This window comes from Pseudomonas sp. PA-7-1E (genome assembly GCF_021605325.1).
Lineage (GTDB): Bacteria > Pseudomonadota > Gammaproteobacteria > Pseudomonadales > Pseudomonadaceae > Aquipseudomonas > Aquipseudomonas fluorescens_BV.
This window is the reverse complement of sequence record NZ_WKFA01000040.1, coordinates 35,066-50,892: the sequence shown is the minus strand read 5'-3', so window position 1 is coordinate 50,892 and position 15,827 is coordinate 35,066. Positions and strand designations below refer to the sequence as shown.

General features: G+C 57.0%; 14 protein-coding genes, 1 tRNA gene and 1 pseudogene. 3 read left to right on the top strand and 13 right to left on the bottom strand.

Annotated features, from left to right (window positions below; translation table 11 throughout):
• Window positions 1-375: 375 nt before the first annotated feature.
• The 6 genes and pseudogenes from GIW79_RS21335 to GIW79_RS29875 form a co-directional block, all read right to left on the bottom strand.
• Window positions 376-1,095 carry an META and DUF4377 domain-containing protein gene (locus GIW79_RS21335; protein WP_236456649.1) on the bottom strand — a complete coding sequence of 240 codons (720 nt, stop codon included), beginning with the start codon at window positions 1,093-1,095 and terminating at the stop codon, window positions 376-378.
• 633 nt (window positions 1,096-1,728) lie between these two features.
• Complete coding sequence (locus GIW79_RS21330) at window positions 1,729-2,709, bottom strand: MBL fold metallo-hydrolase (RefSeq protein ID WP_236477414.1); 981 nt, start codon at window positions 2,707-2,709, stop codon at window positions 1,729-1,731.
• 266 nt (window positions 2,710-2,975) lie between these two features.
• Window positions 2,976-3,914 (bottom strand): DUF481 domain-containing protein, encoded by a 939-nt coding sequence (locus GIW79_RS21325; RefSeq protein ID WP_236455158.1) that lies wholly within the window; start codon window positions 3,912-3,914, stop codon window positions 2,976-2,978.
• Between the two features lie 543 nt (window positions 3,915-4,457).
• Entirely contained in the window at window positions 4,458-5,210 is a 753-nt protein-coding gene (locus tag GIW79_RS21320) for an alpha/beta hydrolase (protein ID WP_236455159.1), read from the bottom strand.
• 303 nt (window positions 5,211-5,513) lie between these two features.
• Window positions 5,514-6,833, bottom strand: a complete 1,320-nt coding sequence (locus tag GIW79_RS21315; RefSeq protein ID WP_236455161.1) for a serine hydrolase domain-containing protein — start codon at window positions 6,831-6,833, stop codon at window positions 5,514-5,516.
• A 122-nt stretch (window positions 6,834-6,955) separates the two neighbouring features.
• Window positions 6,956-7,033, bottom strand: a pseudogene (locus GIW79_RS29875) (hypothetical protein); the annotation flags it as partial.
• Window positions 7,034-7,144: 111 nt separating this feature from the next.
• On the opposite strand from GIW79_RS29875, the gene GIW79_RS21310 reads away from it, so the two are divergent.
• On the top strand, window positions 7,145-8,104 hold the full coding sequence (locus GIW79_RS21310) for a LysR family transcriptional regulator (RefSeq protein WP_236455163.1): 960 nt from the start codon (window positions 7,145-7,147) through the stop codon (window positions 8,102-8,104).
• A 97-nt stretch (window positions 8,105-8,201) separates the two neighbouring features.
• Here GIW79_RS21310 and GIW79_RS21305 read toward each other — a convergent pair.
• Together GIW79_RS21305 and pvdQ are read right to left on the bottom strand one after the other, a co-directional pair.
• Window positions 8,202-8,275, bottom strand: a tRNA-Cys gene (locus GIW79_RS21305).
• A gap of 214 nt (window positions 8,276-8,489) precedes the next feature.
• Window positions 8,490-10,769, bottom strand: a complete 2,280-nt coding sequence (pvdQ, locus tag GIW79_RS21300; protein ID WP_236455165.1) for a bifunctional acylase PvdQ — start codon at window positions 10,767-10,769, stop codon at window positions 8,490-8,492.
• 238 nt (window positions 10,770-11,007) lie between these two features.
• Here pvdQ and GIW79_RS21295 point away from each other — a divergent pair, with 238 nt between their 5' ends.
• Window positions 11,008-11,388, top strand: a complete 381-nt coding sequence (locus GIW79_RS21295) for a hypothetical protein (RefSeq protein ID WP_034127544.1) — start codon at window positions 11,008-11,010, stop codon at window positions 11,386-11,388.
• A gap of 10 nt (window positions 11,389-11,398) precedes the next feature.
• Here GIW79_RS21295 and GIW79_RS21290 read toward each other — a convergent pair whose 3' ends face one another.
• Window positions 11,399-11,593: a hypothetical protein gene (locus tag GIW79_RS21290; RefSeq protein ID WP_014718591.1), complete on the bottom strand. Its 195-nt coding sequence runs from the start codon at window positions 11,591-11,593 to the stop codon at window positions 11,399-11,401.
• Window positions 11,594-11,767: 174 nt separating this feature from the next.
• Here GIW79_RS21290 and GIW79_RS29635 point away from each other — a divergent pair, with 174 nt between their 5' ends.
• The gene (locus GIW79_RS29635; protein ID WP_254914091.1) at window positions 11,768-11,899 is read left to right on the top strand and encodes a hypothetical protein; all 132 of its coding nucleotides are present in this window, start codon (window positions 11,768-11,770) and stop codon (window positions 11,897-11,899) included.
• A 122-nt stretch (window positions 11,900-12,021) separates the two neighbouring features.
• Here GIW79_RS29635 and GIW79_RS21285 read toward each other — a convergent pair whose 3' ends face one another.
• The 4 genes from GIW79_RS21285 to GIW79_RS21270 are packed head-to-tail and all read right to left on the bottom strand — an operon-like array spanning window position 12,022 to window position 15,827.
• A complete protein-coding gene (locus GIW79_RS21285) occupies window positions 12,022-12,783 on the bottom strand; it encodes an ABC transporter permease (protein WP_054897391.1) in 762 nt (253 codons plus the stop codon).
• A complete protein-coding gene (locus GIW79_RS21280; RefSeq protein ID WP_034127545.1) occupies window positions 12,780-13,979 on the bottom strand; it encodes an ABC transporter substrate-binding protein in 1,200 nt (399 codons plus the stop codon). The genes GIW79_RS21285 and GIW79_RS21280 overlap by 4 nt, the downstream gene beginning before the upstream one ends.
• Window positions 13,966-14,769, bottom strand: coding sequence for an ABC transporter ATP-binding protein (locus GIW79_RS21275; protein WP_057975802.1), 804 nt, complete (start codon window positions 14,767-14,769; stop codon window positions 13,966-13,968). The genes GIW79_RS21280 and GIW79_RS21275 overlap by 14 nt, the downstream gene beginning before the upstream one ends.
• Entirely contained in the window at window positions 14,766-15,827 is a 1,062-nt protein-coding gene (locus GIW79_RS21270; protein ID WP_089041776.1) for an acyl-CoA dehydrogenase family protein, read from the bottom strand. Before GIW79_RS21270 ends, GIW79_RS21275 begins: the two co-directional genes overlap by 4 nt.

Genomic DNA, 15,827 nt, shown 5'->3' with positions numbered 1-15,827 from the left:
CCGGTTGGGTGGCCGGATGGCCGTGGAATCAGTGGCCGGATGCGCGTGGAATGGGTGGCCGGATCACCGTGGAATCGGTGGTCAGATGCTCATGGAATGGGTGGCCAGATGACCGTGGAATCCGCAGCTCTAGTGCAGTACCTTCATGTGAAAACATTTTTCGTTCCTCGTCCTGAAGCCGTATGACCTAAAAAACAGTCACACCGAAATTGTTTGTAATAATTCAAACATTTTCAGGGTAGTCGGCAAATCCGCACGTGACAACCCCTGATCGACCCAGGACCCTTGATCTAGACGTGTCACTCGTCGAAAACACGCATAAATCACAGGCAATAAAAAACCCCGTAGACGCTGATCTACGGGGTTTGTGTTCGCTTACTTGCTGCCAGAAGCGTCCTGCTCGACCACCATATCCAACACGTAGACCGTCGAAGGCGCATCCGCTGGCGGATTCTTCCATTCGTACTGTTTGACCCGCAGCACAGTGCGCACGCCGTCATGATGCACAAAGCCTTCGATAGGCTGGTACAGCGGATGCCAGGTGTCTTGGGTCGCCAGTTGCAGGCCCGCGTCGTCATAGCGACGCTCGCGCACTTGCAGGCACTGATAACCTGGGATCAAAGGATGGCTGCACTTGACCGTCTTGGCCGCCACTTCCAGAAACTTGACCTCACCCTCGCTACCGTAGCGGGTCTGCGGGGTGGCCTCGCCTTGCAGCTTGAGCACCGAGCCATCCGCTGTCGTCAGTTGCAGCATCGGCGCCACGTTATCGCCGGTGATCACAGCGCGCAGATCACCCTTGAACAGCCGCCCTACTTGGGCATCAAGGTCCATCAGGCTCTTGTCACAGGCCATCAGCGTAGAGGCCAGTGGCTGAACCTTCAGAACTCCGTCCTGATAGTGAAAGCCGCCGAACTGACGATTGCAGCCACCGCTGATGCTCAGGTTCTTGTCACCGAAGGCAACGCGCAACTTGCGCTCGATGCCTTTGTTCATCGCCACAAGAGGCTTGCCCGACGCATCCGTTGCCGAGACCAGGTTCCAGTCGTAAGCGGATAAGGTTGGCTTGGCTACAGCGGCTGAGGTAGTCGGCATCGAAGGTGATTCTTCATGGCTTTTGGAAGGGGCGGCACAGCCTTGGATGAGTGCAGCACACACGGCTACAAGAAGAATTTTTTGTTTCATGGGTCACTCTGTCAGCTTTGATGAGTGCGGGCGTCCTGCGCTGGCAGGATAAGCGCGCGGCTAAAACGGCGTGAGGAGGTCGCTTGAGACCTTACTGAGCATAGACCCAATGCGTGCTTGGCAGACCTCGTACTTGGCCGATAGCAATCGGACATCATTTGTTTGGTTCAGTTTCACGCAGCGTTAGAGGCGCTGCCAAATCCCAGGCAATAAAAAACCCCGTAGACGTTAATCTACGAGGTTTTTAAGAGTGGAGACCGAGGTCGGAATCGAACCGGCTCAGCATCGCCGTCGTCTTCATCCGCTCCCTAATTTGGCCTTCGACACAACGGAAAGAAAGGCAACTATCGACCCAAAGCATTCCTTCACAGAAAGCGGGCATTGGCTAATTACTGCTGCCTGCAACCGACACAAGAGCGGGCACACAGGGCTAATTTTTGATGCCATAACCGCCCATGTTTCTCTAAGAAAATTACGTCCTTGCGTTTTCATAATTTGGCGGTGGCTTCCGTAGGCCAACCGTGTGGCGGGCCTATTCGATGGCTACCGGGCATCTAGATCGATAGGGGCGAAAGCGACAGGCAGTTGCACCTTCACAGCATCCCGTTGTGCCAGGGGGAGCAACATGGCCATGCTCTGATCGAAAGCGTCCAGTATGCGCGGCATAGCGGTCAACGGTTGGTCCAAGGGCTCAAAAAAATTATCCCAATGGATCGGGATCACGATTTTAGCGCCCGTCTGGACAACCGTCTCTTGCCAATATTGAGCGACAAACTCCGGGGTTTGTTTACCTAAAGTTCCGATGCCAAGAAACACCACATCTGCCCTGACATCCTTGAACTTGCCTGGACTGTAATTACCACTGGCGATCACCAAAAGACGGCGGCTGCCATGAGTGATCAGGTATGAAAAGTTTTCGCCAACTTTGAAATCCCCCTCCGGGACAGGGGGGTGCAGCGGATGATCTATGAAGCCTGGTGAGGTGGGATGTGGTGAATGCGGGGTCTCGAAGGCTTTGATTTGAAATTGACCAAACAAAAAAGAATCTCCGTTTTTGATTACCTTGATACGCTCAGGAGGTAATCCGGCACCCAGAACGGCGTTGGCAGTCGATTTTGTACCCAATACGGTAGCGTCTGTTTTGAGAGCCACCAAGCCACTGTCCAGGACATGGTCATAATGCGAGTGCGCGACGAATATCGCTGCAAGCTTAGAAATGCCAGCGCTGCGCAAACTTGCATCGATGCGCTGCTCATTAGGCTGTATAGGCATCAGTAGCACCGAAAAAATACTGGGCCGTGAGAAAAAACCGTCCTCCATGATTGCTGTCTCCCCATCATCGAAGCTCAATGTGCCAGCCCCGAGAAAACGCACCGTCAAGTCCGGAGATCCTTGACCGCCTTGCGGTCTTAGCGAAGAAAAGGGTTGAACCGAGGGTGATGAACATTTCCATGCCCCCCAGAGCGCCCCTGCCAACACTGCAATAACAAATACACAGCCCAACATTTTTTTGCTACGACTCACGCTTCATCTCCCGATATTGAAATGGATAGGCATCGCTCGCCTGCACAGGCGGAACTAAATTTTTGTATCTAAGCCGCCCGCCTGAATAAAACGGGAGGAATTAGGTTACGCTGTAAGCGTCGGCTAATTACACCTCGCGACCTTGGCTTTTAGCTGGCGCTACTCCTTGGATAAAAATCGTTCGGCATTGCCAAAACGTAGCGTTCGATGGTTGTTAGGAAATAGTACACCCGGCCTCAGCATCGTGGATGCAGCCAAAATATACATCACCAGTTCACACCAAAACCGGCTGTATATCTAGCACTATCCAAGTGGCTATTATCGGACTTACCTGCGATTACCGCGTGTTCGTACTTCAAATTCAAGGAAGCCCATTCTGTGACGCTGTAGCGCAAACCTAGCTCAGAGTCATAAGCATAGTATGCTATATCACTGAGTGGCCTTCCCAGCTCACCCGATGCGAAAAATTCAAACTTTCTTCCGACTAGATATCGTTTGAAGTCCCAGCGAGCAGATGTGAAGTAAAACGTATTACTGCCACCGCCTGAGTACCCGAATCGCATACGATTTAGCAGTGCAACAACGGTAAGGTTGCCTAATTGATCGTCCCAGAATTGGTAGCCGGGACCGGTGCCAATTTTTCGCCTAGTTTGTAGGCTCTCGATCTGGTCTTTTTTGTAACTCAAGCCGCCTTCCCAAAACCATCTATCGGTGAGGAAACGAATCACAGAGTACTCGGCACTCCAGTTTGCCGTACTTGCAACCTCATCGTCGTCTTCGCGGACGTGAGCAATCGCACTATGGCGCCAAGGGCCACTGACAAAACTTGTTTTTACTGCCAGGTTAACACTATCCTTCTCTGTCTTAACCTTTTCAGCATGAAGCGCAAGGTCAATATTCCCCTTCCAGATTGCAACCTTGAGGTTGGGTTGGAGTTTCATGATCTGATCGATACTATTAAGGTCGACGAAATTCAAACCAACGCCTACAACAGGCTGCACATTACCTCGCGGACTGGCCCGAATCGATTCAACCGTTCGTTGCAACTGGCCCACTTGCCTTACCATGAGCGGTTGCTTGCTTTCCAAAGTTTGAATCTGGTCCTTACTGATCGTTATATCGCCTCCATAACTCGTACTTAGAACAAGATTTGCGCCCTCCATCAAAATTATGTCTCCGCTGATACGGTCACCATTTTTTAGCATTACATTGTCCGCAGATGCGCATGGTGAAAGAGCGCTCACGTAGACATAGCACGATAACATCACCGCCGCTAATCGCATGACGAACCTACCGCGCTTGGGATACCTACCATACATTACAATTACCGTGCTTTACGTTACGAAGAATCGCCCTCCGTTCGCTCTGCAGCATGACATCGGCATCGCAATTTCAACGCCGTCGTTAGCCGCGAGATCTTAGTGTCCAAACAAAGTTATTTAGCCAAGAGGATATTTATTAAAAGCGCTCACTCTATGTGTCTCAAAGGCAAGCTTATCGACAAAGCGAACAATGCCTGTGCGTTCTTTGATTGCTGCCAAGTTGGTGCCGGCGATGCACAATGGATAGTCATCATCTTATTAAGGTAATCCATATGGAAGCTGTACAGCGATTGGTGAAAACCCAATCTAGACGGGCGCCGTTAAAGCGCCAAGCTAACGCTGCGATAAAATGACCTTGTTTCACGTGTGATTCCCACCTTCTGCATGAATGCCAGATTTAATTGACAGTTGGCATTCGCACTAACGCTAAAGGAAACAAGCTATTTTCTCCATGGCTTGTTTCGCTTCAGGTATCGGAAAGATTGGCCATACGTGAATCATTCCTCGCCCTATATGCAACTGAACCTCACCTCCGAGTGCCAACGTTTTCTCAAAGAAATTGATTGCATCGTGGTGAGCAATATCGCGCGTGCCAGCGAAAATAAGGATCGGAGGTAGATTTTCTGGATTTCCATTAATCGGGCTTACGTAGTCGTGGTCCGTGCCGAGACCTCCCGCATACATCATGCCGGCCGCTCTTAAACCTCTCGCGCAGAGCATTGGATCTGACTTCTCCGTTTTTGATATCAACTCGTTACTCAAAGTGACATCCATCCATGGGCAGATCAATACTAATTTTGTAGGTTGAATACATCCGATGTCTGTCAACGCGTAGCAGAGGGCAACTGCAAGGCCGCCGCCAGCTGAGTCGCCCATTACGTTCATTGCGTGACATCGAGCGTTAAAGCAAGCAAGCTTATATATAGATAACATGCGAAAAATAACGATTTTACATTTGGTCTCTGGTGCAAGAGGGTAAAGCGGCACTATGATAATATAGCCATATCTTTCGACTAACGTTTGAAGGAAGCGCCAGTGCTGAAATGTGATAGGCCAAACGTAAGCACCACCATGAAGATAGAAAATATGTTTGGCGTTTGCTTGGGCATTTTTAGGAGCTAGCCTATAGACTTCGATACCATCAACTATTTGAAGCTCGATAGAGATTTTTTTGTGCATTTTAATAGTTGGTCTTGCAGGACCCTGCTCTCGTGACTTTCGAAAACTCTTGAGCACTTTATCCAAGGAGCCATAAACGGATTTTCGTCTGATCAGCAAAAGATATGCTATAAGTGCGCAACTTCTAAAACTAGGTTTTTGAGGATTAGTTAGTGAGCCCACAGTATCACCCAGTATAAATATAAAAGTTAAATAAGTAATCGTTCAGACCTGCGCTGGTCAACGAGTCAGCATTGGCGAACGGTACATCGCGGAACACTGCCGCCCACTCTCCAATGCCTGCTATTACCGCTTTTCATCGCACTATAGTGAGTTGGCCATCAGGTGATTGGCCACCGCTCGATAGGCGGGCAAGGTAGTCGGATCGAAGTTCGAACTGTTAGCCAGGGGGTGCGAGGCATAACGCACAATGACGATTTTCGCCTTGGGGTCGATATACACGCTTTGTCCGTTGAGCCCACGCGCCGAGTAGACACCATGAGTGTCGTGGGACACCCACCACATGTCGCGATAACTCCAGTTTGGCAGCAGCTCATAGCCCGCCTTGGCGAAGTCTTGCTGGCTGGCGCCCCCGCGAATATCCGCGATCACGCGCTTGGGCACGATCTGCTGGCCATTAAACGTGCCGTCCAGGCGCATCATCTCGCCGAAACGGGCCAAGTCGCGCAACGAGGTGTTGAAACCGCCACCGGCAAGGGCGGTACCCACCTCATCGACGATCAAGTAGGCGTCCTGCTCGGCGCCCAGCTTGCTCCAGATGCGCTCTTGTAGATTGACCGCGACGGATTTACCCGTCGCGCGCTGGATCACCCAGGACAAAACCTCGGTATTGACCGTCTTGTAAGCAAAGGCCTGGCCGTGCTCGCCCTCTTTGCGCAGTTTCATCAGGTATTCGGTCACCGTGGTAGCGCCGGCGTACCCATCCGGCCGCGGTATCATATGGGCGGCTCGTAAGTACTCCCAGATTTCCGCTTTGGGGTCGACGTATTCTTCCGAGTAGCGAACACCGACTGTCATATCCATTACCTGGCGTACCGTGGCATCGCCAAATGCACTGTCCTTCAACTCCAGAACGTAGTGGCTGACCTTCGCCTGTGGGTCGATACTACCTTCCTCGACCAGCATCGCTCCCAAGGTGCCGATAAAAGATTTGGTGACCGACATCGCAATGTGCTGGCCCTGATCAGTCAACGCGCCGAAGTAGCGTTCATAGACCACTTGCCCACGGTGCAGTACCAAGATCCCATCGGTGTAGTTGGCCTTCAGTGACTGTTCCCATGTCATAGTGCGGTCACTGCCCAGTGGAGTGAAGACCAGGGCGTCGATGTCTTTGCGTTCGGCGCGAGGTAACGGGCTGGCTGCTCCCTTTCCACGCGCGACCTGCACGCTTGGCAACAGCTCGCGCAGATGCGAGAACGACCAGCGCGTCTGCGGAAACTGCAGAATGCTGCTGAACCGCACGACCTTTTCCGGCACCGGAGGTGAACCTTGCATCCAGCCTATGACCTGCGGATCGCTGGCGTCCGCGCTGAGTAACTGCGGCTGGACGTCAGCCTGGGTTAGGGCAGATGACAGGGGCGCGCTGCCCTGCAGGGTTGGCAGAGCGTCTGTTTTCACTTGCATGTTTGTCTCCTTCGCACGCTTGATTACTTGGATTGCGTAACAATCGGGTGGTCGGCAGGCCTTTTGCGTTCAGGGCAACCCATTAGACCTAAGGCCGCAAGATCACCCCGCAGCTCTGTACTCAATTGCAGGTCGTGAATGCCTTTGAAGATCTTCGAAAATGTCTCGCCCTTTTTAAAGTTGAGCCGGCCGTCATCGTTGCGGAACATCGAAACGCAAACGCACAGGCTGCCAGCCAAGCGCAAACTCTGGCGAAGTTTCTGGGAGTGAGGTACAACCGTCCAATGCAAATATGAAGAGTAATTGATGCAATGGGCGACTTAATTGACTTGAAGCGAATTCGTCACCTGGTCTTGCTTGGAGAGGAACTACACTTCTCCCGGGCCGCGGAGCGAGCCCATCTTTCGCAGACGGCGTTCAGCCGTAGCATCCAATCGCTGGAAAAAGACCTAAGGGTACGCCTGTTCGATCGGGACACCCGTTCAGTGACGCTGACATGCGCCGGTCACCAGCTCATTGCTCGGGCGCGCGAGATGCTGGCGTGCGCCGACAAGCTGGTCGCGGAGGCCAGCGACATCGCCGGGGGGCTGGGAGGCGAACTCAACTTCGGCGTCGGCATGATGACCGCCAACACCACTCTTCCCAACGTGCTGCTGGCCTTGCGCAAGAACGCGCCCAAGCTGGTGGTGACGCCTGAGGTCAATTACTGGCATCACCTGGCCAACCAACTGGCACAGGAAGACATCGAGTTTGTCGTAGCGAGCGTACGGGTCGAGCAGGGTGTGGACCCACGCTTTGACGTTCGGAGTTTGCCGCCACAACAGGCCTCTATCTTCTGTCGCCACGAGCACCCACTGGCTCGACAGGCCGAGCCGGTGACGTATCAGCAGCTACTCGCCTACCCGTGGGCTGCCGTGACCACGGACGACGTGCACGCCCGGGCGCTATTCGGAATGCCCTCGACGACGCTACTGCCGTGGACGTTGGTGTGCAATGAGCTGAACTGCCTGCGTCAGGCCACGCTGACTAGCGACGCGCTACTGCTCACTTGGCAATCTTGGCTAGTGCCTGATCTGGAGAGTGGGGTGCTGATCGATCTAATCAATAAAATCCAGCCCCCGATCCCCGTACATCTGCGCTATATCCCCGAAACTATCGTATTTCATGCCGGCCGCACGCTGTCACCCATCGCCAGAAAAACCATCGCACTGATTGTCGACGAGGCAGAAAGACGCCTGCCTGTCGTAACTCAGTCAGCGATCAACAATTGAGTAGGGTTGCGGAACACATCCCAAAAGTTGCGGAACACTTCTCAAATCAAAGGCAATAAAAAACCCCGTAGACGTTAATCTACGGGGTTTCCAAGAGTGGAGGCCGAGGTCGGAATCGAACCGGCGTAGGCGGATTTGCAATCCGCTGCATAACCATTTTGCTACTCGGCCTCAAACGATCAATGCCCTGGTTGCTGACATTCACCGCATACAAACTTGAGTGGGCTACGTGAAGCCTGCCTCTACTCTAACTCATTGAATACATTGAAGTTTTTAATGCTTCATTGCGTTCGATGGGCGCCATTATGTACTCATTTGCCTAGGCCTGCAACCCCTTGATTTCAAAAAATATTCTGCCTTGGCATCAGGGGGTTGCGCCTCTGCCCTACTCCTTCACCGTGTGGATTTGGTAGTGCGGGTCGGCCTTGATCTGGGCCTCGGTGAAGGGCAATGGGCGCAGTTTTTTCTCGGAGAAGGCTTGGGTCTGGTCCTTTGAATAGGCGGACGCCGGGTTGCTGGACTCGGAGAATGCCAGGACGCCGACTGCGTTGGGGCCTTTGTCGTCGAAGCTGACGATTTGCAGGTAGCTGGTGCCGCTGACGACTTCGCGTTTGCCGTCGGCGCGGGGCACGGTTTGCATGGCGTTGTAGATACCGAGTTCTTGCGGGCCGCCGTGGATGGGGGTTTGGCCGGAGACTTGGATATCGCCCCAGCGGGTCTGCCCCAGTTTGCTGACCTCAGCGCTGGAGGCCAGCATGGCTGCGCGCAGGGCCTTGGCGACCGGGGCGCGGTCGATGGCGAGGCCGCTAGGGGTGGTCAGGGGATGGGCCGGGTCGAAGGCCACGCGCCAGGCGTCAGGGATTTGCTGCAGGTGCTGCACCAGGTTGATGAAGTGCACCAGGCCGACGCCGCTGTCGAGGTTGGCGCGCTGGTCCCAGTTTTTCAGGCTGGTGCACAGCGGCTGTAGCGTAGCGGCGTCAGCGCCCAGGTGTTTGGCGCAGAACGTCAGCAGGTCGGGCATGACTTGGCCCGCCAGGTACACCTCGTTGTCCATGACCATGTCTTGCAGATCAGTGACGGTGATCGGCTGCTGCTCGAGGGTTTGCAGGCGCTGGAGCGCGAAGCGCGCACGCGGGCCGAGGCCGATGTTGTCCTGGCTGATCACCGGCGAAAAGCCACTTAGCGGCGCCTTGGGGTTGGCCATCCAGGCGGAATCGTTGGAGTGTTGCACGTAGTCGGTGCGTTGCAACTGGGGCAACTGGTCGGCCGGGAAGATACCCGGCTGGGCCGCGCGCGGGTCGATGTCCCACGCGCAGGCACTATGGGCGCCGTCGAGCATGATCATTTGCAGGCCGGCCCGTGGGTCGCTGCATTTTGCCAGCTTGGCGGCGCTGACGTTGGGCACTACCGACAGGTTCATGTACAGGCTTTGGCCCTGGTCATCGGCGGCCAGGGTGTTGACCCAGGGGATGCCTTGCAGGGTATGCACTGAGGTTTGCAGCTCCTTGAGGCTACCGGCGCGATTCATGGCGTACCACTGTTGCAGCACCCGGTCGTTGCCCAGGTTGGCGTCGCGCAGGCTGAAGGCGTAGTGGTTGTCCCAGTCGAGCTTGCCCGGCCATTGCACCACGGGGCCGAACTGCGAACTGTAGACGGTGTGGGTCACGGCCTTGAGGCTGCCATCAGCTTGCTTGACCTGTACCGTTACGGCGGTTTTATCCAGGGGGATGGACTTGCCGTCCAGCAGGTAACGGGTGGCGTCCTTGGGGTCGAGGGTCAGGCGGTACAGGGTGAAGTGTTTGGACGTGTCCACGGTGTGAGTCCACGCCACATGCTGGTTGAAACCGATGTTCACCACGGGCAGCCCTGGCAGTGCGGCGCCCATCACATCCAACTGGCCCGGGATGGTCAGGTGCATCTCGTAAAAACGCATGCCGCCCACCCACGGGAAATGCGGGTTGGCCAGCAGCATGCCACGGCCATTGAATGAGCGGTCACGGCCCACGGCAACGGCATTGCTGCCTCGATCCAGCGTGAAGCGTTGCTGGTTGGCGGCGGCCATGGCAAAGGCTTTGGCACCGGGCTGCACACTCGCGGTGGCCTGCGGCGGCGCTGCCCCGACCAAGGCTTCGGCAAATTGGCCGATGCCCCCTTCCACCAATAGCCTGCGGGTCAACTTCACCAGGTCTTGCACTACCAAGGGCCGTACCCACGCGGCCTGGCACTGTGCGGGTGCGCCCTTATCCTTGAGATAACGGTTGTAGCCGGCCACGTACCCTTCGATGCGCTGTTGCATCTCGGGCGTCTGGGCTTTCCAGAATGCCGCAACGGCCTCGGGTGTATTCAGCCAGTTGAAGAACACATCGCTGGCAAGGTTGTTGCGCTCCTCCAGGGTCGCCTGGTCCGGCCCGAAAAACCTGGCCCGCTCGCCATTGACCGTGACTATTTCATTGGCCAGCAGGCACAGGTTGTCCTGGGCATAGGCGTAACCCATACCCACCCCCAGGCCCCGCTCATCAGAGGCGCGAATATGCGGCACGCCATAACTGGTACGCCGTATATCCGCCGACGTTTGCGTCACTTGCTCGCGTGCCGATACGGCCAGGCTCATGGCGAGTAACAGCCCTGCCGTGCCCACTCTGGACAACCCCTTGGAAATAATCACGCCGACTCCACAGTCAAATTGAACAGCCTCACGAGGGATGGTTACCCCACCGTAAGAACGCACATCGCCCGGCAAAATTTAACCGCACAAGGTTGCCTATCGACGGCGCAGGGGATGTGACAAACCTGATACCGACAAATTTTCTACATCCATCGTTTCATGATTTGCGTCACTCGTTCGTCTTATTACCCAAGAGCACCATCTTTTTCCTGATCAGGCTCTGAAAAGGAGTTTTTGCATGTATAACCCGCAAGTGCCCACGGATGGACATTCAAAGGCCGCAGATACCCACTATGGCAACGACGCACGGGCGTTCGGTAACGCGCCCGAACAGCAGGGCAACCAGCGCATCCGCCATTTGCTCAAGTGTTTCGGTTTGCGCACCAGCCTGATCCGGCTGAAGGTCATCGACGCCCTCCTCACTGCCGCCGACAACCAGCGCACCCTCGGGGTACGCGGCGTGCACAGCCATTTGCTGGAGCTGGGCATACCGTTGTCGTTTCTCAGCGTGCGCGAGGTACTCAAGCGTCTATGCAGCGAGGGCGTGATCACCCTCAACGCTGACAAGAGCTACAGCCTCCATGAAGAGGCTGCCAAGGTACTCGAAGGTCGTGCCTGACTGACGCCCGTCAGAAGTTAGGCTTGACCTTGCGGCGCATGATGCCGTTGATCACGACGACGACCACGGCAATCGCGATGGCCAGGTACTGGAAGGTTTTTTCACTGATCACGCCTGTGTTCTGCAGATAAGACAGGCCGAACATCGCGCCCAGTACAGCCAGGGCAATCAGAAGCGAGTATTTCAAGCGTTGCTTTTGGGTCATGACGAGTTCCTGAACCTGAAGAATGTATCCACTGTGTATCGCCGTGCATGCCAAGCACATACCCAGTCACGGGGATGGCGCGGTTTCGGCAGGGTCTTATGTTACAGGCGATGAAAAGTTTTGGCTTGCCCTCCGCCTGACAGGCCTTGCGAATACCCCTTGGAGAACTGTGAAATGCTGCGACGACTCATCCTGCTGGTTCCACTGATGATCATGCTGAGCCTGGGCGGTTGTTTCTTCTTCCCGCGCGGCGGGGGCTGGCATGATCACCGCTATGAGGGTGGTGGCGGTTACCAGCGCCGCTGATCTGCATCCGGATAACGCTTCGTGCACAACGCGTGCAGCACGCTTGGGGGCTTCACGCGTTACTGCATCGACATTACCTACTCGTCAGGCGGGTTCGGAGCCTCGACGCCGGTTTCCACCACTTAGCCGCCATGCACCCACCGCCGATGCAACCAACGCGCAAACGCATCCAGCGCGAACCCCAGCACCCCGATCACCACTACCATCGCCATCAACTCCGAATACGCGAGCCGATCACGGGTGTCGAGGATGTAATACCCCAGCCCCGCACTGACCCCGAGCATTTCGCAGGGCACCAGCACGATCCACAGGATGCCGATGGCCAGGCGCACGCCGGTCAGCACATGCCCTACCACGCCAGGAATGACCACCCGGCGCAAGGTTTCCCAACGCGTGGCGCTCAAGCTCTTGCTCAACTGTAACCAGCGCGGGTCGAGCTGACGCACGCCCGCTGCGGTGTTGAGCATGATCGGCCAGACAGCGGCAAAGGCCAGCAGGAAATAGATTGGCTGGTCGCCCACGCCCATCAGCATCACCACGATCGGCATCCAGGACAGCGGCGAAATCATCCGCAGAAACTGGAACGCTGGCGTGGTCGCCGCCTCCAGGTTACGCGAACTGCCCACCAGCAGCCCGAGGGGTACGCCTACCAACAACGCGATAAACAGCCCGACGAAAATACGCTTCAGGCTCACGGCGATATGCAGGTACAACTCACCCCGCCCGAGCAATTCCCACAAGCTGCTGGCGGTGGCCGCCAGGGAAAAGCGCGCCGACAGGCCATCGGCCTCGCCGAACACTTTCACGCCCAACCACCACAGCACCAACAAACCCGCCAAGCCACTCAGCCCCAGCCACCAGCCGGGGATTCTGCTGTTGTTCAAACGCCGATCTCCTCGTGCCGCTCATAACCATCCGGCAAACCGAAGGTCTGCATGCCACCCACGGCTTCGATCGCGTTGCGCACGAAGCGGTCGTCCACCAGGTCCTTGGCCACGAAGGCTGGGTCCAGGTCCGTGAGAAACTTTTTGTCGCCTTCGATCAGGGTGTCCTTCAAGCGCCGCACCAGTTCTTCGGTGTAGCTGGGGAACGGGTACGGTTGGAAGTCGATGCGATGCTCGTCCCAGTTGGCGTGCTGGATCGCGCCGTCGGCCACGTAGGAGGCGCGGTCGCTGGCCGCCGGCGCCAGGACTTTGCTCAACACCGGTTCGGCATGGGGCGTGTAACGGTTCGGGCCATCCTTGGACAGCAGCTTCACCGCCTCTTCACGGTTGTTGCGGGTCCACACCTGGGCCTTGACGATGGCGTTCACCACCTTCTGCGACCACTCCGGACGGTTGGCCAGGTCGTGCTCGTGCATGAACACCACGCAGCACGCGTGGTTGCGCCACACGTCACCCGTGAAGCGCTGCACGCGACCGACCTTGAGGTTTTCTGCCAGGGCATTGAACGGTTCGGCGACGATGTAGCCGTCGATGCGTTTGCTGGCCAGGGCCGGAGGCATGTCCGAGGGCGGCAACACGATCAGGTTGACCTCATTGGCGGCAATCGAACTGCCGGTGGCACGAGTGACCGGCGTGAGGCCGTTATCGCGGAACAGTTGCTGCACCACCACGTTATGGATCGAGTACCAGAACGGAATCGCCACCGACTTGCCACCCAGTTGCTTCACGTCGGTAATACCTGGGGATACGGTCAAGCCCGAACCGCCCACATGGTTCCACGCCACGACTTTGGCCGGCACTTTACTGCCGTAGCGCGCCCATACGGTCATTGGCGACAGCAGGTGTATCACGTTGACCTGGCCGGAGATAAACGCCTCGATCACCTGGGCCCAACTGCGCAACAACACTGGCCGCTCGGCCTTGATGCCTTCGGCTTCGAACAGGCCATTGTTGTGGGCCACCAGCAGTGGCGTGGCGTCAGTGATAGGTAGATAGCCAATACGCACCGGCGCGTCGGGCTCGTTGGCGGCACGCGCCTGCAGGCTGCTCAGCAGAGGCAAGGCGCCGGCGGCACTGAGCACGGCGGAGAGTTTGAGAAAGTCACGGCGCGAGTGGGCCAGGTCATCCAGACACATAAGTAAACTCCTGTCGCTCAAGGGGGTTGGGTTGAGGGCGGCTCGCCTGCCGTAAGGTTTTCAAAATTTCGATACGCAGCGCGCCGATGGCCTCGACCTGTTCTTCCCGTGGATGCGGCAAATCGATAGCCCACTCGCCCAACGTCCGCGCCGGGCGGTTACCCAGTAGCAAGATGCGGTCCGACAGCAGCAGCGCTTCGTCGATGTCATGGGTGATCAATACCGCCGCCGAGCCCTGCTCACGATTGACCTTGAGCAACAGGTGCTGCATGTCGGCGCGGGTCACTTCGTCCAGGGCGCCGAAGGGTTCGTCGAGCAGCAACACTTGTGGCTGACGCGCCAGGCAGCGAGCCAATGCCGTGCGCTGGGCCATGCCACCGGACAATTGCGCCGGGAACTGCTGGCGCGCAGGTTCCAGCCCTACCGCTGCAATGGCGTGGTCGACACGCCGGCGGCGCTCTTCACCACTCAAGTGCGGTTGGCGGGCGAAATCCAGACCAAAGGCGACGTTCTTTTCCAGGGTCAACCAAGGCAGCAGGCTCGGGTCTTGAAAGGCCACCACCACGCGCGGATGCGGGCCGCTCAATGGCTCGCCCAATACCTGCACACGGCCAGATTGAGGTACCTGCAAGCCAGCCAGCACCCGCAGCAGGCTGGATTTGCCCACGCCGCTGGGGCCCAGGATCGACACCACTTCACCCGGTTGCAAGTGCAAGTCGAAGCCTTGCAACACCGGCCCGCTGCCGTACCCCAGGCAAATGCCCTGGGCCGTCAATACCGCCTGGCTCATAGACTGGCCTGGCGGTGTAGCTCGGTACGCAGTTGCACCAGGCTGGGCGTTACGATCGGTACAAAGGCCGACTCGCGCCAGCGCCGGGCAAAGCCGCTGCCGTGGGCGGTCAGGTAGGCCTTGCCACCGCTGGCTTGCAGTTCAAGCTGCACAGCGCTGGCGGCGGTTTCGGCCAAGGCGATACGCAGTTTGAACAGCGGTATGGGCTCGGCGGTAAAGCGCCCGGCCAACAGCCCCTTTTCAAGCTCGTTGACCAGATGATCCAGCGTTGCGCGCAGGGCTTCCAGCTCGTCGCGCAACACGGTACGACTGGCGCCCAAATGGTGGGCTACTTCAGCCAGGGAACGCCGTGCCAAACCAATCGACATACCGCACTGCAAGCCTAGAAACGCCGGGCGTACCGCCGGTAAAAACTTGCGCGCATCCTCGTGCAACAACCACTCGCGACTCAGCTCCACGCCTTCCAGGCCCAGCGCTGCGGTGTTGCTCGATTGCAGCCCGAGCAGCTCCAGGTCACGGGAGCGCTGCAACCCGGCCACCGAATCCGGAATGGCCAGGATAAATGGCGCGCCGCCCCCGGCATGCTCGATGGCCGCCGCAGCGACAAAGCCATTCTTGCGCAAGTTGGTCACCCAGTGCAGGCGACCGTTGAGGATCCAACCGTGGTCGTTGGGCTCGGCGCTGATCTGCAACGTCTCGATACCCGACAGGAACTTCATCGCATTCGACAACCCGGTGGCGCCGGCCAACTTGCCGCTGAGCAGGTCTGGCATCAGCTGCTCGCGCAAGCGCTGATTGGGGCTCTGCAGCAGGTACTCGATAAACGAGCGCTGGCCCCAGCACACAAACGCCGCAGCCAGGGAATGGCTGGCCACATTGGCGATGGCCTCGACCGCACCCGCCACATCGCCGCCCAGGCCGCCCAGGTGGGTGGGCACGCCGATTCTCAGAATATTGGCTTCTGCCAGCCGTGGCAGCACTTCCTGTGGATCGCAACTGCCCACGTCCAGGGCCTGCGCTTGAACATCGAGCCAACGGCTCAAGATTGGGTCAAGCAT